The organism is Acinetobacter sp. YH01003 (genome assembly GCF_013420525.1).
Taxonomy (GTDB): domain Bacteria; phylum Pseudomonadota; class Gammaproteobacteria; order Pseudomonadales; family Moraxellaceae; genus Acinetobacter; species Acinetobacter towneri.
In genome coordinates, this window is sequence record NZ_VOXY01000005.1 from 87,713 (window position 1) to 114,263 (window position 26,551).

At 41.5% G+C, this 26,551-nt stretch carries 23 protein-coding genes; 11 read left to right on the forward strand and 12 right to left on the reverse strand.

All coding sequences use genetic code 11. The features are described from left to right. Window positions 1-13: 13 nt before the first annotated feature. Window positions 14-2,818: an autotransporter assembly complex family protein gene (locus tag FTT70_RS06720; protein WP_180168429.1), complete on the reverse strand. Its 2,805-nt coding sequence runs from the start codon at window positions 2,816-2,818 to the stop codon at window positions 14-16. 174 nt (window positions 2,819-2,992) lie between these two features. Between FTT70_RS06720 and FTT70_RS06725 the strand changes: the two genes are divergently transcribed. Continuing rightward, complete coding sequence (locus FTT70_RS06725) at window positions 2,993-4,312, forward strand: MFS transporter (protein ID WP_180168430.1); 1,320 nt, start codon at window positions 2,993-2,995, stop codon at window positions 4,310-4,312. Window positions 4,313-4,316: 4 nt separating this feature from the next. Next, complete coding sequence (gene coq7, locus FTT70_RS06730) at window positions 4,317-4,952, forward strand: 2-polyprenyl-3-methyl-6-methoxy-1,4-benzoquinone monooxygenase (protein WP_004973212.1); 636 nt, start codon at window positions 4,317-4,319, stop codon at window positions 4,950-4,952. Between the two features lie 315 nt (window positions 4,953-5,267). On the opposite strand, the gene FTT70_RS06735 is transcribed toward coq7, so the two are convergent. From FTT70_RS06735 to FTT70_RS06770, 8 genes are all read right to left on the reverse strand, one after another. Continuing rightward, entirely contained in the window at window positions 5,268-5,705 is a 438-nt protein-coding gene (locus tag FTT70_RS06735) for a 2-amino-4-hydroxy-6-hydroxymethyldihydropteridine diphosphokinase (protein ID WP_004973211.1), read from the reverse strand. Further along, on the reverse strand, window positions 5,662-6,042 hold the full coding sequence (gene folB / locus FTT70_RS06740) for a dihydroneopterin aldolase (protein WP_004973210.1): 381 nt from the start codon (window positions 6,040-6,042) through the stop codon (window positions 5,662-5,664). Before folB ends, FTT70_RS06735 begins: the two co-directional genes overlap by 44 nt. Window positions 6,043-6,194: 152 nt before the next feature. Beyond that, window positions 6,195-7,493, reverse strand: coding sequence for an AarF/ABC1/UbiB kinase family protein (locus FTT70_RS06745; protein ID WP_180168445.1), 1,299 nt, complete (start codon window positions 7,491-7,493; stop codon window positions 6,195-6,197). A 58-nt stretch (window positions 7,494-7,551) separates the two neighbouring features. Continuing rightward, window positions 7,552-8,280 carry a HesA/MoeB/ThiF family protein gene (locus FTT70_RS06750; RefSeq protein ID WP_167846466.1) on the reverse strand — a complete coding sequence of 243 codons (729 nt, stop codon included), beginning with the start codon at window positions 8,278-8,280 and terminating at the stop codon, window positions 7,552-7,554. A gap of 163 nt (window positions 8,281-8,443) precedes the next feature. Beyond that, window positions 8,444-9,154 (reverse strand): hypothetical protein, encoded by a 711-nt coding sequence (locus tag FTT70_RS06755; protein WP_180168431.1) that lies wholly within the window; start codon window positions 9,152-9,154, stop codon window positions 8,444-8,446. A gap of 253 nt (window positions 9,155-9,407) precedes the next feature. Then, window positions 9,408-11,054: an AMP-binding protein gene (locus FTT70_RS06760; protein ID WP_004973204.1), complete on the reverse strand. Its 1,647-nt coding sequence runs from the start codon at window positions 11,052-11,054 to the stop codon at window positions 9,408-9,410. A 276-nt stretch (window positions 11,055-11,330) separates the two neighbouring features. Next, entirely contained in the window at window positions 11,331-12,467 is a 1,137-nt protein-coding gene (locus FTT70_RS06765) for an acyl-CoA dehydrogenase family protein (RefSeq protein WP_180168432.1), read from the reverse strand. 148 nt (window positions 12,468-12,615) lie between these two features. Beyond that, on the reverse strand, window positions 12,616-13,386 hold the full coding sequence (locus tag FTT70_RS06770) for a 3-hydroxyacyl-CoA dehydrogenase (protein WP_004973201.1): 771 nt from the start codon (window positions 13,384-13,386) through the stop codon (window positions 12,616-12,618). 142 nt (window positions 13,387-13,528) lie between these two features. On the opposite strand from FTT70_RS06770, the gene FTT70_RS06775 reads away from it, so the two are divergent. From FTT70_RS06775 to FTT70_RS06785, 3 genes are all read left to right on the forward strand, one after another. Continuing rightward, window positions 13,529-14,554 (forward strand): AraC family transcriptional regulator, encoded by a 1,026-nt coding sequence (locus FTT70_RS06775; protein ID WP_180168446.1) that lies wholly within the window; start codon window positions 13,529-13,531, stop codon window positions 14,552-14,554. Window positions 14,555-14,814: 260 nt separating this feature from the next. Further along, entirely contained in the window at window positions 14,815-15,165 is a 351-nt protein-coding gene (locus FTT70_RS06780; protein ID WP_004973198.1) for a hypothetical protein, read from the forward strand. Between the two features lie 203 nt (window positions 15,166-15,368). Next, the gene (locus tag FTT70_RS06785; RefSeq protein WP_180168433.1) at window positions 15,369-16,280 is read left to right on the forward strand and encodes a bestrophin family protein; all 912 of its coding nucleotides are present in this window, start codon (window positions 15,369-15,371) and stop codon (window positions 16,278-16,280) included. A 114-nt stretch (window positions 16,281-16,394) separates the two neighbouring features. Here the strand turns inward: FTT70_RS06785 and prmC are convergent, their stop codons facing one another. Continuing rightward, window positions 16,395-17,225, reverse strand: a complete 831-nt coding sequence (prmC, locus tag FTT70_RS06790) for a peptide chain release factor N(5)-glutamine methyltransferase (RefSeq protein ID WP_167846066.1) — start codon at window positions 17,223-17,225, stop codon at window positions 16,395-16,397. Continuing rightward, window positions 17,225-18,313, reverse strand: a complete 1,089-nt coding sequence (gene prfA / locus FTT70_RS06795) for a peptide chain release factor 1 (protein WP_180168434.1) — start codon at window positions 18,311-18,313, stop codon at window positions 17,225-17,227. Before prfA ends, prmC begins: the two co-directional genes overlap by 1 nt. 386 nt (window positions 18,314-18,699) lie before the next feature. On the opposite strand from prfA, the gene FTT70_RS06800 reads away from it, so the two are divergent. From FTT70_RS06800 to FTT70_RS06815, 4 genes are all read left to right on the forward strand, one after another. Beyond that, complete coding sequence (locus FTT70_RS06800; RefSeq protein WP_004973189.1) at window positions 18,700-19,125, forward strand: glycine zipper 2TM domain-containing protein; 426 nt, start codon at window positions 18,700-18,702, stop codon at window positions 19,123-19,125. Window positions 19,126-19,370: 245 nt separating this feature from the next. Then, window positions 19,371-19,868, forward strand: a complete 498-nt coding sequence (locus FTT70_RS06805) for a hypothetical protein (protein ID WP_004973185.1) — start codon at window positions 19,371-19,373, stop codon at window positions 19,866-19,868. Window positions 19,869-20,089: 221 nt separating this feature from the next. Further along, window positions 20,090-21,094, forward strand: coding sequence for an LLM class flavin-dependent oxidoreductase (locus FTT70_RS06810; protein ID WP_004973182.1), 1,005 nt, complete (start codon window positions 20,090-20,092; stop codon window positions 21,092-21,094). Window positions 21,095-21,338: 244 nt separating this feature from the next. Further along, entirely contained in the window at window positions 21,339-21,893 is a 555-nt protein-coding gene (locus tag FTT70_RS06815; protein ID WP_004973179.1) for a hypothetical protein, read from the forward strand. A 114-nt stretch (window positions 21,894-22,007) separates the two neighbouring features. On the opposite strand, the gene FTT70_RS06820 is transcribed toward FTT70_RS06815, so the two are convergent. Beyond that, window positions 22,008-22,844 carry a pyruvate, water dikinase regulatory protein gene (locus tag FTT70_RS06820; protein ID WP_004973178.1) on the reverse strand — a complete coding sequence of 279 codons (837 nt, stop codon included), beginning with the start codon at window positions 22,842-22,844 and terminating at the stop codon, window positions 22,008-22,010. Between the two features lie 155 nt (window positions 22,845-22,999). Here FTT70_RS06820 and ppsA point away from each other — a divergent pair, with 155 nt between their 5' ends. Both ppsA and FTT70_RS06830 read left to right on the forward strand, forming a co-directional pair. Further along, the gene (gene ppsA, locus FTT70_RS06825; RefSeq protein WP_004973175.1) at window positions 23,000-25,378 is read left to right on the forward strand and encodes a phosphoenolpyruvate synthase; all 2,379 of its coding nucleotides are present in this window, start codon (window positions 23,000-23,002) and stop codon (window positions 25,376-25,378) included. A gap of 74 nt (window positions 25,379-25,452) precedes the next feature. After that, the gene (locus FTT70_RS06830; RefSeq protein WP_180168435.1) at window positions 25,453-26,250 is read left to right on the forward strand and encodes an RDD family protein; all 798 of its coding nucleotides are present in this window, start codon (window positions 25,453-25,455) and stop codon (window positions 26,248-26,250) included. The last annotated feature ends 301 nt before the right edge of the window (window positions 26,251-26,551 follow it).

Genomic DNA, 26,551 nt, shown 5'->3' on the forward strand with positions numbered 1-26,551 from the left:
CTAAGTCTTAAATTTATAATTGAGAGCCAATAAAGAAATGTAAACGGATTGGATGGTTATCATCTGAAATACCAGAAGCCACATCAATCCGAATTGGGCCAATTGGTGATGCCCAACGTACCCCCAAACCTACGCTATATTCGGTGTCGTTGCTAAAGTCTTTATCGTAAGCATTACCAAAATCACTAAATACTGCTGCGCGCCACCCCTCTTTAAATTGATAGTTATATTCTAATGAACCAACCGCCAAAGCCTGACCTCCAATTTTAAAGCCTTCAATTTGTGGTGTTAAAGACTTGTAGTCAAAGCCACGTAAAGACTGGTCACCACCAGTAAAATAACGCAAATTATAAGGCACTTTATTAAAATCTTCGGTGTAGATATAACCTAAGTCACTGCGTCCGACAAACTGATGATCGTCATTTTCACCCAATGAATAAATAAAACGCCAACCTGCATTTAGAATGGCTAAATCTGCATCGCTGAGCAGTGATTCACTCCCCAGTTCTATTTTATAAATTTGGCGGAAACCTTTGCTTGGGTTAACACGACGGTTACTGTCGGTACGTGAAACTTCATAGCCAAGCAATAACGATTGTTGCTCGACATCACCATTGGCAATAAACGCATCAGGCACTTTTTCCAAAAATACAGTGCCATCTTCAGTTAAGCGATCCAGTCGATAACGCAAGCCAAAAGTATGTTGCCAACTGCCCATTGGGTTTTTAATCACACGGTCTACACCTGCAACCGCAGATTCAATCATCAAGCCGCCACCTTGTGCAACATCGTCACGTTCTTCACGCTCATAACCGCCAACCAACGCGACATAATCATTCAAGGGATGGTTATAAGGAATATTATAACGTCCATCAATGGCTTGACGAATTTGCGAAAGCTCTAAGTTGGCATCGAAAGAGTGACCACGTTTATTGACAATGGCACGGCGATATTGCCCACGCAAACGTACGCCTGTGTCAGTTCCGTAACCCGCACCGACTTCGGCACTATTTAAGCGGTCTGCATTTAAAGTCACAATCACAGGAATTTTTTTGTCGATACGTGCCTGTTGTTTTAAGCGTTCTTCTTCTGATTGTTTGTCTTCTTGCTGTGCTTGTAGCATGCGCAGCTTATCGTTGCTCGCACCTTCTTCTGTGCCTGCAAACTCAGCTTCATTCACCACAGATTGCGTCACTTCCTGAGATGACACCACCCGTTTTTGATCGACGACTGTGGCATCGTAAACAGAGAGTTTTTGTTGATCGACCAAAGCCTGAATATCAGGCGGTAATTCCAAAGGATACTCGACAGGATCAGGGCGAATTGTATCAACCAAGGTGTAGTTAAAATAACGCGAGTTGGTGAGGTTGTTGGCCAAACCATTCACACGCCAAAAAGTATAGTCGGCATTGTCCTGCCAAGTGACCATACTTTGCAGAATATCCATATCTAGCGGGAATTCTTGGTTTGAATCGCTCATACGAAATTCGACGTTACCGAGTTTATAACGCTCGCCTGTTTCATAACGTAAATTGATATCGGCTGTATTTTGAGGTTGAGCGACTTTAACGTCATGCAAACGCCAGTAACTGTCAAAATAACCGTTATCTGAAGCCGCATCGGTAATCCGTTTTTTAGTTTGCTCATACAAACCATGATTAAACACATCATCTACTTCTTGATCAGGCAAGACGCCAATAACCTGAAATTGTGCCTCGTATTGCCCTTCGCCTGTAAATTCAATATTTTGTTGTTTAATCGCCACAGGTGGATTTGGCACAACATGCACACGCACGCGGCTATCACTGAGTTTTTCAAACTTAAACTCGGCATTATAAAAACCCACTGCCTGCGCTGCCTGATTTGACAACGTGCGTAGTTGTGGCAATGCCGATGGAAAATCAGCAAAAGATTCCTGGGTAAAACTGGAAAGTTTGGCCTTAATATTGGCACTTAAATGATCCACCGCTGTACGATAAGCATCGGGCGACACTTCTCCAATTGAGTTTTGTGTACCATTGGCGCCATTTGCGGTAATGACTACATCTGCACTAATACGCGGCACTTTGGCTGTGTTTAGCTCACGCGGTGGACGGACTTTATACAGTAAACGTCTGAAAAAACCGGGTTTATCGGCATTTTCGACCTGCGTCATCCAGCCCAATTCAGTCATTAAGGTATCGTTAGGATTGGCTTCCACTACAAAATTACTGTCTGCCTGAATATTGGTTATGAGCTGATCGACATTTACAGGCGCTTGATCAATTTGCAGTAGCTCCTGCTGTGTTGCGTCTTGAACCAACGTTTCTGGCACTTGACCATTGCGGTCTAGCATCGCTTCTTGTTTGGCTTGTTCTGCCACCTGAAAAATTTCATTGGCAAGCCCCTGATCTACAGGTGCAATGGGTAAATCTTCTAAGTCTTCAAATTCGATAGGCTGAAATTCAGCAAAAGATGCCCCTGCCTGTTGTTGCTGTTGCAGCATTTCTAGACTATTAAATTCAGGTGTTTGCGCTTGCTCTAAAGCTTCTTCTATTTTTTGCAGATCTTCGGCACTGTCTTTACCTTGTGCTGCTGCCAATTGTTTAATTTCTGCTGCTAAATTTTGTGCTTCTTCTGCAGTTGGGGTCTGTAGCGGTACAGGATTTTCAGCAAGCTGAGCGTTTGAATTGGGTACAGTAAGACTTTCTGCAAAACTTGAAGATGCAACTAAACCTAAAAACAGACTTAGTCCGAGCTTTTTCGGCATATTCCAGCATAAAATTGCATGCATACTGGAACACAGTACTGATTTTTTAAAGTTTGTATTTACAAGCATAAAAAACTCTAAACTGATTTAATTTTTTGGAAAAACCCCAATGAACCCGCGTACAAACACCAATTTATTTGATTTTTTCATCAGTGAAAAGACTTGAAACATCATACATGATTTTCTGTACTATTATATCAAGCGGTCACATTTCTTAATAAAACTAAACGAAGTTAATCACGCATGGAAAAAAATGAACATTTGTTGAGGAGTCGTCGCTTTTTGCCGATGTTTCTCACTCAATTTTTTGGCGCACTCAATGATAACGTGTATAAACAAGCGCTGCTTTTGGTCTTTACCTATGGCTGGATTAGCCAACAATCTGCAAATGTCAGCACCCTGAACAATTTGGCAGCCCTGCTGTTTATTTTGCCCTATTTCATTTTTTCTGCCACCGCAGGACAATTGGCAGACAAGTATGAACGCGCTCAATTGGTACGTGCCATCAAACTGCTTGAAATTATCATCATGCTGATTGGTACCGTTGGTTTTATTTTAGGAAATTTGTGGCTGTTGCTGATGGCCTTGTTTTTAATGGGTGCACAATCGACCTTTTTTGGCCCAATCAAATATGCCATTTTGCCTGAAGTACTCAAACCGCATGAACTGATGTCGGGCAATGCAATTTTCCAGTCAGGTACATCCATTGCAATTTTATTGGGGATGATTTTAGGCGGTGCAGTGATTTCGGTATCTGCAGGCAATTTAGTCTGGATTAGCTTAAGTGTGGTGATTATTGCACTAATTGGTTATGCCTCAAGTCGTTTTGTGCTGACGCAGCGCGTCACGGCACCCGACATTCAAATTGACTGGAATTTTTTCCGCACCAGTTTCCAGACTTTAAAATATGCCAAAAGCCTGCCGATGATTTTTTTGATCTTACTTGGAAACTCTTGGTATTGGTTTTATGGGGCAACGTATTTAACCCAAATTCCACAACTCACTCAACAAAACTTGCATGCTTCTGAAAACGTGGTGAGTTTATTACTGACGCTCTTTTCTGTCGGTATCGGTGTGGGTTCTTTGCTCTGCCGTAAAATAGGCGGTACAGACGTTAATATTAAAATGGTGCCTATTGGCGCAGTCGGTTTAACCGTCTTTGCTTTTTATTTGGCAGGCGCATTGGCTTTTGTACCAGAAAAAACAGGTGCGCTATTGGGCTTAGCCGAAGTCTTTCAGCAAGACTGGAGTTATTATCATGTCATGTGCGCAGTCACTTTACTCGGCATTAGTGGCGGTTTTTACATTGTACCCTTATATGCCATGATGCAAGCCTATTCCCCTCGCTCGCACCGCGCACGTGTGGTCGCAGCCAACAATATTTTAAATGCGGTATTTATGGTGTCATCTGCCATTTTTTCGATTTTAATTTTAAGCATTTTAAAAATTGATTTAAAAATTTTATTTAGTATTACGGCTGTTTTAAGTGCTGTTTTCACCTTTTGGCTCTTGTTAAAGCTCAAGCCAATGTTGGATACTGCACAGGACTCTTTGGAGGATTAATTTCATGCGTCATTACACAGGCATCGACAAGTTTATTCATTCATTTGACCAAGCCTTACGTAGTTTAGTACCTGGCACAACTTCGGCTCAACGTGAAAACCCGGGCAATACGGTTGAAACCAAATTGGCTGTGAGTGAAGCACGTCATGTTGCAGGCTTAATGCGAGTAAACCATAGTGGTGAAGTCTGTGCACAAGCCTTATATCACGGTCAGGCTTTAACTGCGAAATTGCCCAATGTACGTCGTGAAATGGAACAGGCTGCAATTGAAGAACAAGACCATTTGGCGTGGTGCGAAGACCGCTTAAAAGAGTTAGACAGTCACACCAGTTTGCTTAATCCTGTATGGTATGGCTTGTCTTTTGGGATGGGTGCAATTGCAGGTATTGCGGGCGATAAATACAGTTTGGGTTTTGTGGCAGAAACTGAACGTCAAGTCAGCTTGCATTTAGAACATCATATTAGCCAATTGCCTGAACAAGATGATCGTTCACGTAAAATTCTAGTCCAAATGAATGAAGATGAATTGCATCATCGCGATACGGCGCTCAAAGCAGGTGGTGTAGATTTGCCTGTACCTGTACGTTTGACCATGACTGCGATTTCCAAGCTCATGACCAAGACCAGTTATTATATTTAATGAATTGATAACACTTAAACGCTCACAATTGTGGGCGTTTTTTTATGTCATTGGAATAGAAAACATCTCGATTAAAACGATCAAAAAATAACAGAGAAAGAGCCGATCTTGAGTTATCCCAAGATTTATCCGCAGATTTTGTGGATATTTTTTAAGTGCAAAGCCGTATAAATACAGAAAAATATTGTTTTTGATGGTTTTTCATACAAATATATCAGAAAGATATGACACGGTGATGTTAACCGAAACGAGATCACAGATCACAGCCAAAATTTAAAGATGTGTAGTACGAATCTACCCCTTTTATTGGCTGATTTATTCTTCACAACTCACAATGGGATAGTCATGCGCAGAATGCACAAAAGCCTCATCTTGCCAAATATCCCACATTGGAATTTTAACATCTAAAGCAAGTGGCATTTTTTTCGGATTGAATTGCATTTGAGCTAAATTTTCACCCCACGCAATAATATCAATATCCAGCGGAATATCATGCGATGGGCGCACACGCCCTGCTGCAACTTCCAATTCCTTAAGGATGACGTTTAGATGCTCAAAGCTTAAACGGCTTTTTAGCAAACAAGCAGAATTCCAATAGTCTGCACCAATTCCATCACGGCATGGAATCAGATAAATGTGCGAAAAATGCACTTCACCCAATGCAGCAATTTGCTGATAGGCATTTTTAAACTGACGCGGTGCTTCGCAGTTACTCGCCAGAGCGAGGGCAAAAATCGTTTCGGTGGCGTTCAAGACGAATTCCTACAGAATTGGCTTCTGGAATAATGGCAGGTTTGCGAATGGTGATGGTAATGGATTCAATGGCGGCAAAAGTCGTAAAAAGTGCATCCAATACCAATTGTGCGGCATGCTCAATCAATTTGGGCGCAGCCTGCTGAATCACTTGCGCTGAAATGCTGCAAATTTCTGCATAATTGAGCGTGTCTTGCAACTCATCTGAAGCTGCAGCTTGGCTTAAATTGGTGGCAATAATCAAATCCAACATAAGCGGTTGTTGAATCTGACGCTCCCATGCAAAACAGCCGACGACTGTTTCTACCTTTAAGCCTTCAATGATAATTGCATCCATGACCACACTCTATATTTCATTTTAAATCCTTCTATCTCTGTCTATTGAAAGGGATATTTGCCGTATTTTAAAGCCACACTGAACTCATAAAACAAAAGATCGGTGGCTTTAAAATATGCAACCAGAAGGCTTGATTCGCCCAATATGGATAATTAATGCTTTAACAACAAATTCGGATCAATACTTTGTACCATCTGCAGTCGTTGATCGGCATAAATATCGGTATAAGGTGCTAAAACGCGCATGAAACGGTCAAAGTACAACATTTGCTTGAACAGTAAAGCAAAGTCACGTGGGAAACGAATCCCATGACGCTCACCCACAGCAACCATATCAAGCATGATGTCATTTAAATCTGCAGGGTTAGAAGTCAGCAATTCTTGAGGATCAGCCAGCAATACGCCACTAAATAAACGCTCTAAATCTGCTGCCAAAACCTGAGTATCAATTTGCGTGTCAGTCATGCCCATTTTGAGCATATTTTCCGCCATAAGCGTGTAGTTGGTATTTTGCAAGGCATCCATAAAGGCCATACAAGCAGTCCACACTTCAGGATTTAGCTGTCCGACAATACCAAAATCAATAAAGCCGACACGCCCATCTTCAAGCAACATCAGGTTGCCTGCGTGTAAATCGGCATGGAAACTGTTACAAATCATCAAACTACCGAACCATGTATTCATGGCAGTAATCAATACTTGCGATGGGTCGTTAGATACTTGTTTCACCACATCAAAATCGGTCAAAGGTACGCCATACAAACGCTGCATGGTCAATACGCGACGGGTGGAATATTGATGATAGACCTTAGGTGCAGTGGCTTTTTTGTTTTGGGTCAAATTCAGATAATTAATAAAATCATCTAGGTTACGCGCTTCTTCAATAAAGTCGACTTCACGCACCATACGAGTTTTGATTTCTTCGACAATATCGGCCAATGACGCAAATTTGACTTTAGGTACTGCTTTTTCGAGCAGTTTAGTCGCCCAGTGCAAGACGTTTAAATCGGTATAGAGAATAGTTTCTACCCCTGGTTTTTGCACTTTAATCACCACATCTTCTCCACTTACCAATTTTGCAGCATGCACTTGTGCGATAGATGCTGAAGCTAAAGGCTTTTCATCTATTGAGGCAAATATTTCATCTAAATTGCGCCCTGCAAATTCAGATGCCAATACTTGCTGCACATAGCTAAACGGTAAAGTTGGAGTTTGGTCTAAACAACCTTGAAACTCTTCGACATATTCACGCGGGAACAATGACGGTGTACTGGCAATAAACTGCCCAAGTTTAATGTAGGTTGAACCTAAAGATTCAAATGTTTCGCGCATGAGTTTGGCATTACTTGGCTTTTCAGTGGCATATTTAATGCCTGCTTTGGCTGCCACTACGGCAGTTTCACCCATGCGAGCAACTGAACGTAAACCATCTAACCAGATATTATTTTTCATCATGTCTGAGTCATATTAAAGTAGTGAGAGTTTAACAAAAAATTGCCAAGTAAAAAGGCTATCTTGCCTGACAAACTGGACAGTTGTGGTCTTGATCAAACGACAATAAGCGTTGTTTCATGCTTAAACCATCCCAAAGTAATAGCTTTTGTTTCAGCGCGGTGTTGCCTAAACCCAAGTACAATAAGGCATGATGCGCTTGTAAACTGGCCATGACGTTGGGAGTGGTTGCCAATACGCCACTGTCAGCGCAGCGCAAACTTTCATTGGCATGTTGTTCTTTCGGGAACAGACATTCATAGCAAGCAGAATCACCTTCGACCATGAACATTTGCCCTTGAAAACCAATGGCAGAGGCACTGAGTAAAGGTACATTCAATTGTCGGCAATATTGATTGACCAAATATCGGGTACTGAAATTATCACAACCATCTAAAACTAGGTCTTGTTGGGCAACTAAAGTGCCTGCATTTTGCGCATCTAACAGCGTGGTTAAACAAACAATCTCGATATAAGGATTAATTTGCATTAATCTTTTTGCGAGAATTTCGGCCTTATAAAAGCCTAAATCTGCGGGGGTATAGGCGATTTGTCGTTGCAAATTACTGGTTTCAATCACATCAGCATCAATCAGAGTGATTTTTCCCACGCCTGCACGTGCAAGTAATTCTGCGCTTAAACAGCCAATCCCGCCACCCCCCACAACAAGTACGTTGGCCAGTTTTAATTTTTCTTGGGCTTCAATATCCCAGCCATCCAATAAAATTTGTCGGCTATATAGATGCATTTCTGCATCGCTCAATTCCAACTGAGTATCGAATATGCTTTCCAAGAAAATGCCCTATTCTGCAAAACCAAAACGCCAAGTATAACGGGTATTCAAAGCAAACCGCCATGACGGCGGTTGAATTGTTGCGTATTTGAACAGATGGAGATGTGCAACGACTTGCTTAAAAGTGCATCCGCATGCCTACGTTATAAGTAACGCCATCGGCATCGCCTATATATTCATTATAATAGGCAATTCCACCATTCCAGTAACATGCCGTATTCCCGACTTTGTCTGAGGTTGTCCCATCTTTACAGGTGGTATTCGAGGTGCTGTCATATAACCATTTATAACCGGCAGTGGCGTAAATCGAGAAATCAGGAACAAAGTTCAAACCGACTTCTACGCCCACAGGTAAAGTGACAAAATTGACATCATTGGCAAGCAGCTTTGAACTTGCGCCGCTATAACCTAGACCTGCGTATGTATTGAAATAAAAACCATGATAGCTGATCAGGTTTAAATTCCCGCCCATATTGAATTCGTAATAATCCAAATCGTATTCATTGTTTTTTAAGAATTCTAATCTGCCATAAAAACCTGAGCGATGTGGCGTAGTGGAAACACCCAAGGCAAAACCATCAAGTTCTACTGTATCGCCACTGTCAAAATCTGCTTCAAAGTTGGCATATTCAGCAAAGACTGCATAATTTTTTTGTGGCAATTTTGCAACTGGATATCTGGAATAGGCTGTACTTTCAACAGTTGGGGCTGGGTTCCAGTTTTGTGCATAACTGCCAGAGGCACATAATAGTAAAGCTGAGCCAATCCATATCGACTTTGTAAATATCCACTTTGACGGCTGCGTGAAATTTAAATGAGCTGTTACCATGATGTTTCCCCAATATGTGTTGCCTTGCCTGCATGCTTTTATTTTAATCGAAGCACATGCAGCCTTGTTCATTGTGTCAGCATAAAGTTGAAAATATCACATCACAAATATGATGAACACATTTTCTGTCGATTGAGTTCGTGCTTGCATAATCGGGTGGTTTAAATAAAGAATACAGATTTAAAAAAACGCCAATCTGTATGAATGGCGTTTTTCTTATGGCGCAATAATTAACAGGGCCTATTGGCTGAATTTAGCTCACTTTTTTAAAAGCATTTTGTTTTGCAATTTCTTGTTGCTTCAATAAATTACGCTGAATTTTTCCACTGGATGTTTTAGGCAAACTGCTGACAAATTCAATTTCTTTAGGATAGGCATGTTTCGATAAGCGTGAACGCACATACTGTTGCAGCTTTTCCTGCAATGCAGTGCTTGGTTGATATTGATTTTTTAACACCACAAAGGCTTTTACCACTTCTGTACGCTCTGGGTCTGGCTTACCAATTACTGCGGATTCAAGCACTTCCTCACATTCAAGCAAAGTACTTTCTACATCAAAAGGCCCGACACGATAACCCGAAGTTGTAATGACATCGTCTGCACGACCAATAAAATCAATCCCACCAAATTCATTTAAACGTACCGTATCACCCGTTAAATAATACTGTCCCACAAATGATTTACGGTCATCCCCATCGTAACCTTTGAACCACATTAAAGGCGATTGTGATTCATCCAGTGCAAGTGTGCCAATTTCGCCGTGAGCGACTTCCTGATGCTGTGCATTTAAAACCGCGAAACGATGTCCGGGAATAGCATAACCCGCAGAACCTACTTTTTTCTGATGTTCCAGTGCATGATGATTGGCAATCACCATCCCCAATTCGGTTTGTCCATATTGATCATAAATATTGACTTGTAAATCATGCTTAAACCAATGAATCACTTCTGGTGTGAGCGGCTCGCCTGCACTGCTAACCACACGCAGATGTCGTTGAATATCACCATCAAACTTTTCTTTAAAACCAAAGAACATTCTAAATGCGGTTGGTGAACCTGTTAAATTACTCACCTGATATTTACGGATAATTTCCAGTGCATGATCAACACTAAATGGACGTTCATCCATAATAATGCTATGCCCCAAACTCAGTGGCCCTGTAATACCGTAATACAAGCCATAAGCCCAACCAGGGTCGGCTAAATTCCAAAATGAATCTTCTGCTCTTAAATCGACTGCATGCTGCATATAACCTTTAAATGCCACAATGGCTTTTAAAGGCACAGGTACAGATTTAGCTAAACCCGTAGTGCCTGATGTAAACATCATCAGAAAATCATCTTGAAAACTGCGATACACGGTTTCAAAGTAAGTGTCTTGAGTGCTTAGAACTTGCCAAAAATCTGTATCATGGTTTTGAGCTTGATTTGCTGCGTCCACAGTTAAAATTTTCACATTAGACAAGGCATTTAGTTTTGGACGCTGCTCAGTATTGGTCACAATGAGCTGCGTCTTTGCAGTTTGAATACGGTGCTCAATCGCTTTAGATTCAAAGGCTGTAAATAAAGGCTGATACACTGCCCCAATGCGCCATGTGGCAAAAACCGTAATTAACAATTCAGGCGTACGCGGCAATAATCCTGCAATACAATCACCTGCTTTTAAGCCCAGTTGAGTAAAATAATTTGCCAATTTTCCAGATGCTTCTGCCAGTTGATCAAATGTCCACGATGCAGTTTGACCGTGTTTGCCTTCCCAAATTAAGGCAGTTTGTTGAGTACCCGTATAGCGTCCGCAACATTCTTCATAGGCATTAAGTGCCGTTGGCGTTCCTGCCAATTGGGTTTGAATCAGTTGCTCAATATCAAACTGTTGATATGCCTCTTGCAAAGTTTTCATTCTTTTAAGCTCCGTCTTAAACTGATGACACTGCAATTCATTTGCAGCAATATGCGTTATTGTTTTAACCGTTTTTACAAGTTAGGATTGAATCGCTCTTTAAAATTTAAATTAGGTTTGCTGTGTTGAAGTCGATCATGCAACGCAATCACGACATGATCTTCGCGTATTTTTCAATCAAGTTAGCTAAACATGATTTGAACATTTTCTCAATTTCCACATCCTGCAATAACCTTGCAAGCTTTGGACACCGACTAAAGTTTTAGATACTCAGCTTTAACGCTTAGTCACTTCACGTGCAATCACCAAACGCTGAATATCGGATGCACCTTCATAAATTTGGCTAACGCGCACATCGCGGTAAATACGTTCAACTGGGAAATCAGATACATAGCCATAGCCCCCATGTATTTGAATCGCATCTGAACACACACGCTCTGCCATGGTTGAAGCAAAAAGCTTGGCCATAGATGCTTCTTTTAAACACGGTAAGCCTGCATCTTTGAGGCTTGCGGCATGTAGAATAAGCTGTCGTGCAGCTTCAATCTGTGTTGCCATATCTGCCAAGCGAAACGCGACTGCCTGATGTTGCACAATTTCAACTCCAAAAGCTTTACGCTCATTGGCATAGTCCACGGCTGCATCTAAAGCTGCTCGCGCCATACCCACCGATTGCGCGGCAATACCAATACGCCCCGACTCTAAATTAGAGAGTGCAATTTTGTAGCCTTCACCTTCTTGCCCCAATAGGTTTTCTGCAGGAATACGGCAGTTTTCCAACACGATGGTGGCGGTATCGGAACAGTGCTGTCCCATTTTGTCTTCTAAACGTGCCACGATATAACCTGGTGTGTTCGTCGGGACTAAAAAGCAGGAAATGCCTTTTTTACCCGCAGTTTTGTCCGTTACAGCAAAAACTAAAGCAACATCTGCATATTTGCCTGTGGTGATAAACTGCTTGGTGCCATTTAAAACCCAATCCTCGCCATCTTTTTCAGCTTTACATTCAATCGCGCTGGCATCAGAGCCGACTTGTGGTACAGTTAAACAAAAGCAGCCTAACCATTCGCCTGTTGCCAGTTTAGTTAAATATTTTTGTTTTTGCGCCTCTGTGCCGTAGCGTTGTGTAATTCCGCATGGCAATGAGTTTTGCACACTCACAATCGTTGAAATTGCACCATCACCCGCAGCAATTTCTTCTAAGGCTAAAACGAGAGATACATAATCTAAACCTGCACCGCCCCATTCTTCTGCAACGGTCATGCCCAAAGCACCTAGCTCACCCAGTTCTTTTAACTCCTTTGCAGGGAATTCAGCAGTTTTATCACGTGCCGCTGCAGTTGGTTTAAGCTTTTCCTGTGCATAACTGCGCAGCATATCCTGAATCATTTTTTGTTCATGGCTTAAAATCATGGTGACCCTCTGTTTATATGGTAGATGTTGTTTTTGTCAGGAATGCGCGCAACATCCTTGTTCTGTATTGCAACGGTTTTTTAGTATCCAGTTTTTCAATACTTGAATTTTTGCTTAGGCTATTTTATGGAGATAGCATCGTCATAACTTATTTCGGTTGCATACGAATTGCGCCATCCAAACGAATCACTTCACCGTTTAAATAACCATTTTCAAAAATATGACCCACCAATTGCGCAAATTCTTCAGGCTTTGCCAAACGTGGTGGAAATGGCACCATTTGCCCTAAAGCATCTTGCACATGCTGTGGAAATGCTTTCAGCATCGGGGTTTCCATAATACCGGGGGCAATCGTCATCACCCGAATGGCTTCACGTGCCAATTCACGTGCCAAAGGCAGCGTCATCCCCACAATTGCACCTTTCGATGCAGAATACGCACTTTGTCCAATCTGCCCATCAAATGCTGCAACCGAAGCAGTATTCACAATCACACCACGCTCTTCTTCATCGGCGGCTAAGTCATATTTCGCCATCAGTTGTGCCGCAAAACGGATCATATTAAAACTGCCCGTGACATTAATATTCAGCACTTTTTGGAACATTGCCAAATCATGCAAACCATCACGTCCCAAGACTTTGGCAGACGGTGCAATGCCTGCACAATTCACCAAGCCATTTAACTGTCCGTATTTTTGCTCAATATGGTTAAAAAGCTGCTGTACTTGGTTTTCATCGGTCACGTCTACAGCTACGAAGTCTGCATTTTCGCCCAATTGCTGTTGAAGCTGCTGCCCAAGTTCTTGATTCATATCAACCAAAATAACTTTTGCACCTTGCGCAACTAAATGTTGTGCAGTCGCAGCGCCTAAACCCGATGCACCACCCGTGACCACACAGACTTTTCCTTGAATTTTCATTTTATTTTCCTTATAAATTTTCAGGTTGATACAACTTAAGAAACAGATTAATCACACTCAAGCTAGAGTACAATTACCAAACCCTGCATCGACTATGATGTATTTGAACACTCAACTTGTAAATGGAATACCACGCCATCCCATGAATGCAACTCAGCTCACTTACAGCAAAGGTACAATTTCAATTGCTTTAGTCCATGAAGCTTTGCATACTGCACAGCAACGCGGTATGGATACGCATGCGATTTTGCAGACGGCGGGTATTCCTGCAGAGCTGTTACATTCCAACAAAGCGAGGGTGTCAATTCTGCAATATGGTCAATTGTGGATTGCACTGGCAGATGCCATGAACGATGAATTTTTTGGCATGGACAGCCATGCTATGCGTCGTGGCAGTTATCAACTCTTGTCTAAATGGGTGTACCAAGCAGAGCATTTAAAGGCCGCATTACAGGACATTTTAAATTTCTTTAATTTAATACTGGATGATTTTTCAGGTGAATTAAACGTAGATGGTGAATATGCAATCTTAACCATTCACGATAAAGATCAAGTGAAACCGATGTTTAGTTATGCCACTTATTTAATGCTGATTCATGGCTTGATGTGCTGGCTGACAGGACAACGTATCGCTATTTTAAACATGCAACTCAAATGTGCTGCCCCGCAGGATGATGCTGATTATCGTGTCCGTTTCTGTGATGAAATTGAATATGCGTGTACAGCGCATAAGATTTATTTTGAGGCAAAACATCTTGATTTAAAAATCAAGCAGGATAAAAAAAGTTGGAAACGCTTTTTAAAACAAACACCTTTTAACCTTTTGGTGCGTTATAAAAACCCACATGCGCTGAGTCATAAAATTCGTAAACAATTAATGCGATTGCCGCCGAGTGAATGGTTAGAGCTGAACGAATTAACCCAGCATTTCAATATGTCTGAAGCGACGTTCCAACGGCGTTTAAAGCAGGAAGGCACTAGCTATCAGCAATTAAAAAATGAAATCCGTCGAGATACGGCAATCGAATTGTTGAGCAAAACCCAACAATCACTTCAAGAGATTAGCGACCAATTAAATTTCCATGATCCTAGTGCTTTTCATCGTGCCTTTAAAAAATGGACAGGGGTCAATCCTGGGGCATATCGACAATATACTGAAAGCACATAACTGAACGCTCATAATTGCGTGACTTATCACCTACTACTCAGCCACTATCTTGTATATTTTACAAACAACTTAATTATAAAAGAAAACTCAAAGCTGTGATTTCAAGGTTTAGCAGTGAACTGGTCGTTCATCGGCACAGCATTGTCAAAGTATTAAATTTAGTTTACTTTTCAATCAATTTAAAGCATAAATTTTATGCAATTCGGCTGTCATACTCCCCCTGTAATATTAAATGTACGAGCATCTTTGGAGGTTTCCCCATGCTTAAGATGATGGATGTACTTGAACACAATCTAGTTCAAAATTTCTCTCACTCCCTCAACCAAGCTTCTGAACAATTAGATGAATTACTCAATCAAAGTATTCTAAATACCTCAGAAGAGCAGTTACGTAATGTCATGTCTGCGTTTTTCAAACGTGAAGATGCACTTGAAGCAGCGCAAGCCCTAGATATTTGCCAAGAAGATTTACAATCTTTGCAAGCGGGTTTGGCTCTCAAAGATGAACACCTGTGCGATACCGCTAAAATTGTTGCGCTATGTTTGGCTTTAGAAACAGACAGTTTGGCACAAGTTGAAATTCCTGACTGTTTGCAAGATTACCCGATGTAAACTAAAACTTCGGGTATTCATTTGCTGAAAGTATTTAAAAAGTGATGTCTTCATGGCATCACTTTTTTATTGGCTGTTGCAATAATAAATAAGAAAAATTGACTTTAAGCCGCTTGCTGCTTTTTGAATCAAAAGCTAGCTATCATCTTGCCAAGCGTTGTTTGTCTATGAAACACTAAGGACAGCTTCAAGGATGCATCAAGATGATTATTCGCAATAAAAACAACAGTTTTACCCTACTGTTTGCATGGTATGGGACAATTTTACCCACGGTCTTACCTGCACTTGCAATTGTGGTCTTCCTTTCTACGGTCTTAGTGTATTTGTCTTCTCACCACTTTTTTCAAGTGCCGAGCGTACCAGCCATTGGCTTTACCATTTTCGGTATTATTTTGTCTATTTTCCTCAGTTTTAGAAATAACGCCAGTTATGAACGTTGGTGGGAAGGTCGAAAATTGTGGGGGACGTTAATTGCAACATCACGGCATATTTCACGTGACTCATACGTACTGCCAGATCAACAGCGTCGGGTCTTGATGTATCGGGTCATGTTGTTTAGTAATTTATTGCGTAACCGTTTACGCAATCAAAACCAACCTATCGATTTTTATCAAAACAAAGTCAACCTCACATCTGCAGATTATGAAGCATTATTTCCGCATATTAATGCCGCACAGTTTATTTTAGAAAGCATTCAAAAAGAGTTAGTCAGCGCACTGAAAACAGGTGAAATTTCCGATATTATTTATCAAGGCTTGAATCAACATATTGTTGAATTGGGTAATGTGCAAGCAGGTTGCGATCGAATTCTCAGCACACCCTTGCCTTTTTCTTATTCAGTCTTGTTGCACCGCACTGTGTATTGCTTCTGCTTTATTCTGCCTTTTAGTTTAGAAGCAAGTTTAGGAATCTGGACACCAATTTTGGTGGGTTTAATTGCCTATTTATTCTTAGGTTTAGATGCTCTCAGCGAACAACTTGAAGAACCTTTTGGCCTGCAAGACAATGATTTACCGCTCAACTCCATTGTGCGATTAATTGAACGGGAAATGCTGAGTTCACTTGGCGAAGAACTGCCACCTGCAATTTTGGCAGTGAAAGGCAACCTAAGCTGACATCAGTTGAGTTGAGGCTCATAAATTGGTCTTGCACTTAAACTTTGCTAATCATTCGTCTATGTTTGCAAGCTGATAAATAGATCTCACAAGATTTTTAACTGATATAACACATCAGCCAGCAAGCCATTGTGCTAAAGTCACCCGATCATTGCCTGCATAATCTTTGACTGTACGAATGTCAGAAAAACCGTGTTCTGCAAAAATCGCTTGCACTGCTAAAGCTTGGTCATAGCCATGCTCTAGTGCAATCCATCCATTTGCTTTCAGCCAGTGCTTACCCTGCGAAATAATCTGCAGAATATCTGCCAAACCCTGATCTGCTGCCACCAATGCACGTTCAGGCTCTGCTGCCAAAGCAGACATGTGTGCATCATTAGCATCTATATACGGCGGATTAGATACAATTAAATCAAAACGTGGCTCGGCTGCTGAACCCAATGCCTCAAACCATGCACCACGGGCAAATTGCACCTGATTTAAAGCATGCTTGCTTGCATTTTCTTGAGCAACTGCAAGCGTTGGCAGGTAAATATCGGTTGCGGTTACCTGCCAATCTGGACGTTCAGATGCTAAAGCCAAAGCAATCGCCCCTGTACCTGTGCCTAAATCGACAATTACAGCATCACGTTGTAATGACAAAGCCAACACAGTTTCGACCAAAACCTCGGTATCAGGACGTGGCACCAAAGTATCGTGCGTGACTTTTAAATCCAGTGTCCAAAATGGCTGTGAACCTGTGATATACGCCAAAGGCTCGCCTGCTGCTATACGTGCCAAAGCCTGCACATACATCTGCTCTTGCGCGGCACTCAATTCCTGATCTGCACGATATTTTAATTCAAGCGCACTGAGTCCTAAAAAATGCTCTAACAACCAAATATTTTCTTGACGCTCATAGCTATCGACTTCACCACGTAGCGCCAAGGCTTGCGCAATATTCATTAACCACCGTTTTGCTGAGCAAGCATCGCCAACTGATCTGCCTGATATTCACGATGCAGACTATCTAGTAGTTCAGTTAAATCACCTTCCATCACCGCATCCAACTTATATAAAGTCAGGTTAATACGATGATCTGTCATACGTCCTTGCGGATAGTTATAGGTACGAATACGCTCAGAACGGTCACCCGAACCCACCAAATCACGACGCATTTCTGAAGTTGCTGCATCTGCTGCAGCACGTTTGGCATTTTCCAAACGTGATGCCAACAACGCCATCGCTTTCGCTTTGTTTTTATGCTGTGAACGCTCTTCCTGACATTCCACCACAGTACCCGTCGGAATGTGGGTTATACGCACTGCAGAGTCGGTTTTGTTAACGTGCTGACCACCCGCACCCGAAGCACGATAGGTATCGATACGCAAATCGGCAGGGTTAATATCTACCGTGGTATCTACATCTACTTCAGGTAAAATTGCAACGGTACATGCTGATGTATGCACACGACCTTGTGACTCAGTCGCTGGAACACGTTGCACACGATGTGCGCCACTTTCAAACTTCAAACGACCATACACGCCTTCGCCATTCACCAAGCAAATGACTTCTTTATATCCGCCGTGTTCACCTTCATTTTCAGATAAAATTTCGATTCTCCAGCCCTGACTCTCTGCATATTTGCTATACATGCGGAATAAGTCACCCGAAAAAATCGCAGCTTCATCGCCCCCAGTCCCTGCACGAATCTCCAAATAAGCCGAGTTAGCATCATTCGGGTCTTTTGGAATCATTAAAATATTTAAATCAGCTTCAAGTTGCTGAATTAGGGCTTTATTGTTTTTAATTTCTTCTTGCGCCATTTCCTTAAAATCAGGATCAGACAACATTGCTTCGGCTGTTTCAATATCGGCTTCGGCTTGTGTGTATTGTGACCACACTGCCGTAATTTCGTCTAAATCACTGTGTTCACGTGATAATTGACGAAAACGCTTGTTATCTGAAATCACTTCAACATCTGCCAACAAAGCAGTCAATTCTTCATGGCGGTCAGAAAGCTGATCTAATCGTAAACGTAACGATTCTTTCATTGTTTAAAAAATCTCAATGCAAAGGCTGTTACATGCAACACGCAGCACAGCGAAATAAAAAATTGCGCATAGTTTACCGATTCTACCACCCAAATAACATCATTATTAAGTCTGTACGATGTTTGAAATGCCTATCTGCAGATGTTCTAGCAGTATTTCTGCTTGATGATGCTGTGCATTGCGGTGAATGTACAACTCACCAAGTACCGCAATTAGCATCCGCATTTGGACATTTTTTTAGCAATTTTAATCAAACTCATACAAAGCCCACACCAAAGAACACCAATCTCGTCTGCACTCTCCACATTTTAAAAGCGGCGCTTTGTTAAATTGAGCCCATCAAAATTGATCATAAATAAGTCCTATAAATGGACATGGAGTTCAACATGAAACTTAATGCAATGTTAATGACAGCAGCTTTAGCCACAGCTTCAATGCTCAGTGCCAACGTTTATGCAGACAATACTACGCGCGTTGCCGCAGCCAGTGCTTTAGGCAGTGTTGCAGGTACAGCTATTGGTAAAAATATGGGTGGTACTACGGGTGCAACACTAGGCGCTGCCTTAGGCGGTGCTGGTGGTGCAGCCGTGGCGAGTGATAAGCGTCATCGTACTGAATCTGCAATTGGTGGTGCTTTGGGTGGTGGTGCGGGTTATACCGTAGGTAAAAATATGGGCGGTACCAATGGTGGTTATATTGGTTCAGCTTTAGGTGCAGCAGGTGGTGCAGCACTCGGCAATAAAATCTCGAAAGATAAAGAATATGACCGCTATCAAGAACGTAAATGGAAGAAAAAACGCAACCGTCGTTAATCTTGAACGATAGGCATAGAGCAGCAAAAAAGCATCAACACAGGTTTGATGCTTTTTTATAGGATTAATTTTTCTTCATATATCAGTTCAAAAAAACGACCATAATCAATATGAAGAAATTTAGCAGTGCAATTACAAAGTCTTTACCAAACTTTGCAGATTTACCTCATTGCCCTTCACGATCTTTGCCATCTGTTTCTATATCTTCATTACAAAACATATTAATCAATATTTGGAGCATCCGCATGAAACTTAATCGTATTTTATTGGGTAGCGTTATCGCAAGTTCTGCCTTGCTTATGAGTACTGCGCATGCAAACGATACACGTGTTGCCGTAAGTTCTGCCTTGGGTGGTGCTGTCGGAGCAGCAATTGGTCAACAAATGGGTGGACAAACAGGCGCGATGATTGGTTCAGCCATTGGTGGTGCGGGCGGTGCTGCAGCTTCTGCCAATAAACGTGACCGTAACGGTGCCATGATTGGTGCTGCCTTGGGCGGTGCAGGTGGATATAGCGTTGGTCGCAATATGGCAGGCAACAATGGTGGCTATGTCGGTGCAGGACTCGGCTCTGCAGGTGGTGCAGTATTAGGTCAAAAAGTTAGTGAAGACCGTCGTGATGATCGTTATGACCGCCGCTATGATAGCCGTGGCTATCGCTACAATGACTACCGTTATAATGACCGTTACCGCAAAGACAATGGCTTACATTTAGGTCACTATAAAAATGGTAAACGTCGTTAATTTCTCACGATACTTCTAACAATCAGCACCTTCGGGTGCTTTTTGTTTGCTGACTACTTGCTTGGATAAATGTTTTTTTATAAAGCGTGCTTTTTGGATGAATGTCGCGCGTTGTTAAATGGCAATATCTCATGACTCGCCCATATATCGAAAATTTTCGATATACAAAATCAGTGCAGCATCGTATGATAAAACTCTCTTTAATCAAGCTGGAATAAATGATGCGTTCCCTGCAAGACACAAAATTTGCCATTCTTGAACTCGCACCTGTACGTGATGATCAATCAGTACAGTTTTCACTGCATCATGCACTTGAATTAGCACGACACGCAGAACAACTCGGCTATGACCGTTTGTGGTTGGCGGAACATCATAATATGGATGGCATTGCCAGCTCAGCAACCGCAGTTCTTTTGGGTTATTTATTAGCAAATACGCAAAAAATTAAACTCGGTTCTGGCGGTATTATGCTCCCCAACCACGCACCGTTAGTGGTCGCTGAACAGTTTGGAACTTTAGCGACTTTATATCCTAACCGTATTGAACTCGGTTTAGGTCGCGCACCAGGCACAGATCAAGTGACCATGCGTGCGCTGCGTCGTGGGCGACAGGAAACTGAAGATCAATTTCCGCAAGATGTTTTAGAAATTTTGCATTACTTTAAAGATGCTGAACCACAACAACGTATTGTTGCTACGCCAGGACAAGGGACACACGTTCCTGTATGGTTGCTTGGTTCAAGTTTATTTAGCGCACAACTCGCTGCAAAATTAGGACTACCCTACTCATTTGCCTCACACTTCGCCCCGCGTATGCTTGCTCAAGCCATTCAGTTATATCGTGACAATTTTGAGCCTTCAGAATATTTAGAGCGGCCTTATGTGTCTATGGGTGTGCCAACAGTGGTTGCAGATACCGACCAAGAAGCAGAATTTTTGGCGACTAGTGCCTATCAGCGTGTTTTAGGTTTAATGCGTGGACAAAGCCTAAAACTCAAAGCTCCAGTCGAAAGTATGGATGGCTTATGGTCACCTGCAGAAAAAATGTCAGTTGATAGTTTTTATGCCATGGCGCAAATTGGCTCAAAGGCGACTGTCAAAGCAGGATTGGAAAACTTATTGGCGAAGTATGATGTCGATGAGTTTATTTTTACCTGTGACATCTATGACACAGAAAAACGCTTACATAACTTTGATTTGCTCATGCAAATGAAGTTAGATACTTAATTAGCTCCGACCTTGTAGTTCTATTGAGCTACAAGGTTTCATCAATTAAAAACATTTAAAATAAATAACTTAAATCCGTTTTCTTGTTCTCTTTCGCTTAAATCTCAGTAATCTCAGTTGAATTAATTTTCAATCTTTAGGAATGACTGGCTCGCCTGCACAAAAGACTTTACCAAACAGTACTGTCCCAACAAAATAGAGTAAATGTTCTAATTCATAAAATGAATATATCAAGAGATTCAGCATGGTCAGTCCTAAACACGACGTACATAGACACGCTTTTCAAAACTGCTTGGCAGATTTTCAAGAATTCCAAGGCGAATGCATTCCTGCAACTGAAATCAAACAGCATGACTTCACAGGTTTACGCGTTGCAGTTATTGGTGCAAATCAGGACAGCGTGGCACAACTCGATAGAATTTGTCAGCAAGCAACATCTGTTCAAGTCTTTCAAATTGCACCGCATTTTGTCCTGCCAAGTACAGAACGTGGCATCCATCGCCTAATTAGCCATCCTTTGGTGTTTAAAAATCGACGTTTGTTTAATAACCGCGTCAAAAATATTTTGGCTTTACGCTTTTTAGATGCTCAAGTCAAAGACACGTGGCTTAAACGTCAACTCACACCAAACATTGCAGATACACATCAACGCTATTTTAAATCTGATCATTATTATTCAGCTTTACAACGCGAAAATTGCCATTTGATTACTTGGCCAATTGTCAAAGTCTGTGCACATAGCGTGCATAGTATTGATGGACAAGAACATCCAATTGATACCATTATCACTACATTTTAAGTCACACTAAAAGCATTATCATTTAAATAAATAGTAGCTTGATTTTTATTCTATTTAAATCCAATAAAAAAGAGCCAAAATAAAATTTTGGCTCTTTTAATACATATAGTTTCATTAACCAATACGACGTTTTAAACCTGTCATTTGTAAAACACGTGTTGAAATTTCTTCAATCGACATTTCTGAAACATTTAAATATTTAATCCCTTCTGAAATATAAATACCTTCAATCGCACGCAATTCCATTTGGCATTGATTAAAACTTGCATAACGGCTATTGGCTTTACGTTCAGTACGAATTGCCACAAGGCGTTCAGCATCAATCATCAAGCCAAATAACTTATGTTTATGCGGCTTTAATACGGCTGGCAAACGGTTGTCATCGAGGTCTTCTTCAGTCAATGGATAGTTCGCCACACGAATCCCGAACTGTAAAGAAAGGTAGATGGAAGTTGGCGTTTTACCCGAACGCGACACCCCAATCAGAATCAGATCGGCCTTGTCGTAATGGCGTGTACGTGCGCCATCATCGTTATCTAAGGCAAAATGCACCGCATCAATACGTGCCTTGTAAGATTCAGAATCTGTTACGGCATGCGTCTGCCCGACCAAAGTGGTTGGTGGTGTTCCTAACTCTTCAGAAAGCTTACTAATTAAGCCTTCAAATACATCTAAATTAATTGCTTTGGCAGTGTTGATAATGTCACGCACATATTGGTCAACCAAGGTATCAAACACCAAAGGTAATTGACCATCAATTTGTGCTCGGGCATTAATCTCTGCCACCACATTCATAGCCGCTTCTTCAGACGTAATATAAGGATGAATATGAATATCAAAGTCCACATTTGGAAATTGCGCTAAGAGTGAATGTCCAAGGGTTTCAGCCGTAATTGCAGTTCCATCGGAAATAAAAAAAACACTCCGCTTAATTTGTTTACCATCTGACATTAAAATTCTCCTTAAACATTTGTCTTAGTGCTATATAATCTTTATAGTAAACCGATCTTACATGACTGTCGCTTAGTAAAACCAAATTGCTAAGTAGATTTATTATAATTTCATGACAAGATAGTGATTAATACTGCAAAAGTGGAGTAACAACTTTGGAAGCGCGCGTAATTGGTCTGGAAAAATTAGGGAAACACGATGTTGAGCTCGTGGGTGGGAAAAACTCATCTTTGGGCGAAATGATCAGCCACTTATCTAATGCTGGTGTATCGGTACCAGGTGGCTTTGCAACAACAGCTGCTGCTTATCGTGAATTTCTCGAGCAAAGTGGCCTAAACGCTAAAATTCAAGCAGAGCTAAAAACACTCAATGTAGATGACGTGAATGCGCTTGCTGAAACTGGTGCAAAAATTCGTCAATGGATTGTCGACACTCCGCTTACTGCATCACTAGAACAAGAAATCCGAGTTGCTTTTGAAGCACTCTCTAACGGCAACCCAAACATCGCGGTTGCCGTTCGTTCATCTGCAACTGCAGAAGATCTACCAGACGCATCTTTCGCAGGTCAGCAAGAAACATTCCTAAACATCCGTGGCATTGACAACGTATTAATTGCCATTAAAGAAGTTTTTGCATCTTTGTACAACGACCGCGCGATTTCTTACCGTGTACACCAAAACTTTGACCACGATGTCGTTGCTTTGTCTGCAGGCGTACAACGTATGGTACGTTCAGAAACTGGCGCTGCTGGTGTAATGTTTACCCTAGATACAGAATCTGGTTTCCGTGATGCTGTATTCATTACTGCTTCTTATGGTTTGGGTGAAATGGTGGTTCAGGGTGCAGTTAACCCAGATGAATTCTATATTTCTAAGCCTTTATTAAAAGCAGGCAAACACTCAGTTTTACGTCGTAACCTTGGCTCTAAACACCAAAAAATGATTTATGGTGAAGAAGGCGCGGCTGGTAAATCTGTAGTTGTGGTCGATGTTGAAAAACAAGATCGCCAACAGTTCTCTTTAAATGATCACGAACTACAAGAATTAGCGAAACAAGCGTTAATTATTGAAGAACATTATCAAGCGCCTATGGATATTGAATGGGCAAAAGATGGTGATGACGGTCAAATCTACATCGTTCAAGCACGTCCTGAAACTGTAAAAAGCCGTGAAAACGTCGGTACTATGGAACGCTACCTATTGAAACAAAAAGGTACGGTCATTTGTGAAGGTCGTTCAATTGGTCAGCGTATCGGTTCTGGTAGAGTCCGCGTTGTAACGTCTATTAAAGAAATGGACAAAGTTCAGGAAGGTGACGTTCTTGTTTCAGACATGACTGATCCAGACTGGGAACCAGTGATGAAACGTGCTGCTGCAATTGTCACTAACCGCGGTGGTCGTACTTGTCACGCTGCAATTATTGCCCGTGAATTAGGCGTACCTGCAATTGTAGGTTGTGGTAATGCAACTGAAGTTTTGACTGATGGTCAGGAAGTTACAGTTTCTTGCGCCGAAGGCGACACAGGTTTCATTTATGAAGGTGCTTTAGATTTTGAAGTTCAAAAGAACTCAATCGAATCTATGCCTAAACTTCCGTTCAAAATTATGATGAACGTTGGTAACCCAGACCGCGCATTTGACTTTGCTCAAATTCCAAACGAAGGGATTGGTCTTGCACGTTTAGAATTCATCATCAACCGTATGATTGGTGTGCATCCTAAAGCATTGCTTAATATTGACAGCTTACCACGTGAAACACGTGCAGCAGTTATGGCGCGTACTGCGGGCTATTCATCGCCAATCGAATTCTATGTAGAAAAATTGGTTGAAGGTATTTCTACCCTTGCTGCTGCATTCGCTGACAAACCAGTGATTGTGCGTATGTCTGACTTCAAATCAAACGAATACGCAAACTTAATTGGTGGTAAGTTATATGAGCCAGAAGAAGAAAACCCAATGTTGGGCTTCCGTGGTGCAAGTCGTTATGTGTCTGACAATTTCCGTGACTGCTTCGAGCTTGAATGTCGTGCCTTGAAAAAAGTACGTGACGAAATGGGCTTAACCAACGTACAAATTATGATTCCATTTGTACGTACCGTTGCTGAAGCAAAACGTGTGATCGAATTGCTTGCGCTGAATGGTTTAAAACGTGGTGAAAATGGTCTGAAAGTGATCATGATGTGTGAATTACCAACCAACGCATTGTTGGCTGAACAATTCCTTGAGCACTTCGATGGTTTCTCTATCGGCTCAAATGACTTAACTCAGTTAACACTTGGTTTAGACCGTGACTCAGGCATTGTTTCTCACCTGTTCGATGAACGTGACCCTGCAGTGAAAGCATTACTTTCTATGGCAATTCACGCATGCCGTAAAGCAGGTAAATATGTCGGTATCTGTGGTCAAGGCCCTTCAGATCACCCTGACCTTGCACGTTGGTTAATGGAACAAGGTATTGAATCTGTATCTTTAAACCCAGACTCAGTTTTAGACACTTGGTTCTTCCTTTCTGAAGAAAAAGCTCAACAAGCGTAGTAAAACGTGTTAAAAGAAAACCCATGCACCTGCGTGGGTTTTTTTTCAAATTCATTTTTTGAGATTTTATATTTATGCAAATTTACTTGGCACGAAATAATCAACAAGCTGGGCCATACACCTTAGAGCAGCTCAACCAAATGCTCGCCAGCCAACAAGTGTTGCTGACAGATTTGGCTTGGCACCAAGGCATGAGCGAATGGAAAGCTTTAGGTGAACTCACCCAAGGTAAACTTGTATATGAACCACAAGGCTACGTCAGCACACCACCTGCCCCTGAACATTCACCTTTTCAAAATACAGATTACACGGCTACAAACACATCACGACCAAGCCCAGCATCATCAAATTCAAGAACACAGGCAACAAAAAATGAATTGGCGAGCATTAACCAACGTGCTTTAGCCAAAATTATAGACATGTTGTTATGGTTGCCTGCAGCAGCACTTCCCTCTTTTTTCTTAAATGCGGACCAGTTTGAACAATTGTCTGGTTTACAACAAAAAATGCAGGTAGCGACAACGTCTGATCAAGCCATGCAATTGCAAACTGAACTCTTTCAGCTCATTCCAATGCAAGCTTGGCAAGCGGTGGCAATTTATTTATTGATTATGCTGGGCATACAAGCCTTCCTGCTGGCTAAAACTGGACAAAGTATTGGCAAACGTCTGACTAAAATTAAGATTGTCGATGCTGAAACCGATGAAAAAGTCAGCCTAATGCGTGTGTTTACTATTCGCTCTATCATTTTCATTATTTTGAATATGATGTTTATGCCCTTCATCACAATTTTAGATTATGGCTTTGCATTTGGTGCAAAACGACAGGCTTTGCACGATAAACTCGCCAAAACCAAAGTCGTAAAGCAATAATTTGATTTTATTTATTCAGGGATGATTGATCATCCCTTTTCTCTTATAATATTGATAAATATAAATAAATTAAAATTAACACAAATAATTCCGAGTATAAAAATTGGTTTTCATTCCCTCCACTTAAAGCCGCTTTATGTGTAGCTTAGTTTGTCGATATCAGGCATAATGCCCTACAACGTAGCGGTGTCCGATGATTAAGAAGACTTTTTCATCTTTTTTGATGTCTTTTTAATCATGCGACACTTTAATCGCTATCCCATATTAAATTAGGGAATGGGACTCTTCACCGAGGTTGTAA

Bases quoted from the DNA above. Each gene is read 5' to 3' on its own strand.
- FTT70_RS06780 (WP_004973198.1), top strand. From the start codon at position 14,815: ATGCTTAAGATGATGGATGTACTTGAACACAATCTAGTTCAAAATTTC.
- FTT70_RS06745 (WP_180168445.1), bottom strand. From the start codon at position 7,493: ATGAAAAATAATATCTGGTTAGATGGTTTACGTTCAGTTGCTCGCATG.
- FTT70_RS06830 (WP_180168435.1), top strand. From the start codon at position 25,453: ATGCAAATTTACTTGGCACGAAATAATCAACAAGCTGGGCCATACACC.
- prfA (WP_180168434.1), bottom strand. From the start codon at position 18,313: ATGAAAGAATCGTTACGTTTACGATTAGATCAGCTTTCTGACCGCCAT.
- FTT70_RS06765 (WP_180168432.1), bottom strand. From the start codon at position 12,467: ATGATTTTAAGCCATGAACAAAAAATGATTCAGGATATGCTGCGCAGT.
- FTT70_RS06815 (WP_004973179.1), top strand. From the start codon at position 21,339: ATGGTCAGTCCTAAACACGACGTACATAGACACGCTTTTCAAAACTGC.
- coq7 (WP_004973212.1), top strand. From the start codon at position 4,317: ATGCGTCATTACACAGGCATCGACAAGTTTATTCATTCATTTGACCAA.
- FTT70_RS06800 (WP_004973189.1), top strand. From the start codon at position 18,700: ATGAAACTTAATGCAATGTTAATGACAGCAGCTTTAGCCACAGCTTCA.
- FTT70_RS06720 (WP_180168429.1), bottom strand. From the start codon at position 2,818: ATGCTTGTAAATACAAACTTTAAAAAATCAGTACTGTGTTCCAGTATG.
- FTT70_RS06785 (WP_180168433.1), top strand. From the start codon at position 15,369: ATGATTATTCGCAATAAAAACAACAGTTTTACCCTACTGTTTGCATGG.
- FTT70_RS06760 (WP_004973204.1), bottom strand. From the start codon at position 11,054: ATGAAAACTTTGCAAGAGGCATATCAACAGTTTGATATTGAGCAACTG.
- FTT70_RS06810 (WP_004973182.1), top strand. From the start codon at position 20,090: ATGCGTTCCCTGCAAGACACAAAATTTGCCATTCTTGAACTCGCACCT.
- FTT70_RS06750 (WP_167846466.1), bottom strand. From the start codon at position 8,280: ATGCATCTATATAGCCGACAAATTTTATTGGATGGCTGGGATATTGAA.
- FTT70_RS06755 (WP_180168431.1), bottom strand. From the start codon at position 9,154: ATGGTAACAGCTCATTTAAATTTCACGCAGCCGTCAAAGTGGATATTT.
- FTT70_RS06770 (WP_004973201.1), bottom strand. From the start codon at position 13,386: ATGAAAATTCAAGGAAAAGTCTGTGTGGTCACGGGTGGTGCATCGGGT.
- FTT70_RS06775 (WP_180168446.1), top strand. From the start codon at position 13,529: ATGAATGCAACTCAGCTCACTTACAGCAAAGGTACAATTTCAATTGCT.
- prmC (WP_167846066.1), bottom strand. From the start codon at position 17,225: ATGAATATTGCGCAAGCCTTGGCGCTACGTGGTGAAGTCGATAGCTAT.
- FTT70_RS06805 (WP_004973185.1), top strand. From the start codon at position 19,371: ATGAAACTTAATCGTATTTTATTGGGTAGCGTTATCGCAAGTTCTGCC.
- folB (WP_004973210.1), bottom strand. From the start codon at position 6,042: ATGGATGCAATTATCATTGAAGGCTTAAAGGTAGAAACAGTCGTCGGC.
- FTT70_RS06820 (WP_004973178.1), bottom strand. From the start codon at position 22,844: ATGTCAGATGGTAAACAAATTAAGCGGAGTGTTTTTTTTATTTCCGAT.
- FTT70_RS06725 (WP_180168430.1), top strand. From the start codon at position 2,993: ATGGAAAAAAATGAACATTTGTTGAGGAGTCGTCGCTTTTTGCCGATG.